Annotated in this window: 4 protein-coding genes and 1 pseudogene; 1 reads left to right on the forward strand and 4 read right to left on the reverse strand. The window is 50.8% G+C overall.

Annotation, left to right across the window (positions count from 1 at the left end):
* A partial coding sequence (locus AC9UEP_RS05905; RefSeq protein WP_509545063.1) for a hypothetical protein occupies positions 1-632 on the reverse strand: 632 nt, incomplete at its 3' end.
* Positions 633-928: 296 nt separating this feature from the next.
* Here AC9UEP_RS05905 and AC9UEP_RS05910 point away from each other — a divergent pair.
* Positions 929-1002: pseudogene (locus tag AC9UEP_RS05910) on the forward strand.
* Between the two features lie 93 nt (positions 1003-1095).
* Here AC9UEP_RS05910 and AC9UEP_RS05915 read toward each other — a convergent pair.
* The 3 genes from AC9UEP_RS05915 to AC9UEP_RS05925 all read right to left on the reverse strand — a co-directional run.
* The gene (locus AC9UEP_RS05915; RefSeq protein WP_257789624.1) at positions 1096-1218 is read right to left on the reverse strand and encodes a hypothetical protein; all 123 of its coding nucleotides are present in this window, start codon (positions 1216-1218) and stop codon (positions 1096-1098) included.
* On the reverse strand, positions 1218-1595 hold the full coding sequence (locus AC9UEP_RS05920; RefSeq protein WP_509545066.1) for a hypothetical protein: 378 nt from the start codon (positions 1593-1595) through the stop codon (positions 1218-1220). Before AC9UEP_RS05920 ends, AC9UEP_RS05915 begins: the two co-directional genes overlap by 1 nt.
* Positions 1596-1707: 112 nt before the next feature.
* On the reverse strand, positions 1708-1962 hold a 255-nt coding region (locus tag AC9UEP_RS05925), incomplete at its 5' end, for a helix-turn-helix domain-containing protein (RefSeq protein WP_509545069.1).

Raw genomic sequence — 1962 nt, forward strand, 5'->3', positions numbered from 1 at the left:
GCATCCGCCTCTTTCTCCAGCTTATGCAACTCATCTAATAGCGGTCCATAGCCTTTCTCATTGACTACCGTTGCCGAGCCTAGGAATCTATTGAATTCTCGCCCGGCTCTCACACTAAAGCGCACTCCTGATGTCTTTTGTCGGTTTGAGACGCTTAGGAAGTAATCAGATTCATCATCTGTGGTTGAGGCCATCAGGAGTTTGTCGAAGTCCCATTCCCGAGTGTGGTTGGGGCCAGTGAAGATGAGCCGCTCGGTGGTGAGCATGACAACGCCTTGATCCTTATCCATCTGTTGCTCTTCACCAGGTACTACTTGTCCGCGCATCGCACCCACGCGAAAGCGAATGCCAGCACCTACCGGGATGCTGACCCCGGTGGAGCCACCAACATAACTAGATGGCGTGCGACCTGTTTCATGAAAGATGCCTGTGGCAGACCAGAGTGTGTGTTCACCAGGTTTTTGCATCAGTGAGTTTGGTACTGAGTCTTCACCTTTAGCTGCTGCGCTAAAGACGGTGATGAGTTTGGTTAGCGTTGCGCGATCATCTTCCCAGTCGGCAAGTGCTGCGCTGTGTGCTTTAGCGGCAGCGCTCGCTGCCCGCTTTGCTTTGAAATCTGCGAAGAAGCCCATGGGGTAAGGGTAGTGACTGGCAGTGACATTTAGGGTTTGTGGAGCCTGATCGCCATTAAAGGCGAGTGTGATAACTTGAGGACATGCTAATTCGCTAGGTTGGTAACCTGAATTGCAAAGCGAATTGTCATTGGAGGCGGAGAGTAAAAAACCCGCAGATCACTCTGCGGGTTTTTCTCTGTAGCTCGCGCTAGAGAGCACCGCTCTGACGTTGCCGTAAATATAGCACCTGAGTTATCAACAGATTGGCTTTGATAAAAAATCTGCGGGCAAGGTCAAACTTATTATCCGCAGGTGGCCCTGTAGCTCAACGGATAGAGCACCGCTCTGGCGTAGACGGAGGTTGCAGGTTCGAATCCTGTCAGGGTCATGAATATAAAGAAAGGCTCCGCTTACGTCGCGGAGCCTTTTTTGTTGCAATAAAAAACCCGCAGATCACTCTGCGGGTTTTTCTATTAAGCCCTTATTCGAAATCGCCACCACGACCGGTCAAGCGCTCACGCTTTTTAGATGGTCTATCTGCTCGCGTGACAAGAAAGAGAACTGCCACGGAGTAGATAGCAATGAGCGCTAGACCAATACGCATTATGCGCCTAGAACTGCCCAGACAACGAGTACGAAGATTCCTAGACCAAGTCCGACAATGGCGACAGCTGAAAGCGAGAGCAGACCACGTGAGTCAGCAATCTTCTTTGAGAGCGCACTCTGTTCAGTTGCTGACTTGAGATCAGTCAGAAGTGCTTCCGCTTCGCGCACGGCAGCGTATTGCGAAATGATTGCCAGAATTCCGGTGGCTGCAGCTACTCCGATAGTGAGGTATTTAGCGCCATCGGAGGCGTTTTCAAAGGCGCCGATTGCAGCTAAGACAAAGATGCCGATGAGAACAAGTGCTGGTGCTACCTGTGCCTGAATGATCTGTGAGCGCTTCTGATTCCATAGTTCAATTAAATCTTGTGCTTTCATGGGTAATTCCTTCTCTTGATGCAGCCAGTGCTGCTGCAGATATGCGGACAGGGGCAAGATTACGGGGTGGGGCGCTCTGGCGCTATCTTAAAGAGGTTAACGGCTGAGGAAATTAAAGCTCAATCGCAGGGTGAGCAGCATCTGATAGGCGAAAGCCGACGCTGCAGATAACTGTGATGACATCCGGGCCGCCGTCTTCACGGATCTTCTTACGTAATCGGGAGGCGTGGGTATCTACTAATTGGTTGGAGCCAACACCCTTCATCACACCGATAGCTTCCAGGATTTGATTGCGAGTGAAGATGCGGTGCGGGTTTTCCATCAGTAGTTGCAAGAATTGGTATTCGGTATTTGTTAAGTGGAGCTC

Source organism: Candidatus Planktophila sp. (genome assembly GCF_040402315.1).
Taxonomy (GTDB): domain Bacteria; phylum Actinomycetota; class Actinomycetes; order Nanopelagicales; family Nanopelagicaceae; genus Planktophila.

Bases quoted from the DNA above. Each gene is read 5' to 3' on its own strand.
- AC9UEP_RS05915 (WP_257789624.1), bottom strand. From the start codon at position 1,218: ATGCGTATTGGTCTAGCGCTCATTGCTATCTACTCCGTGGCAGTTCTC.
- AC9UEP_RS05920 (WP_509545066.1), bottom strand. From the start codon at position 1,595: ATGAAAGCACAAGATTTAATTGAACTATGGAATCAGAAGCGCTCACAG.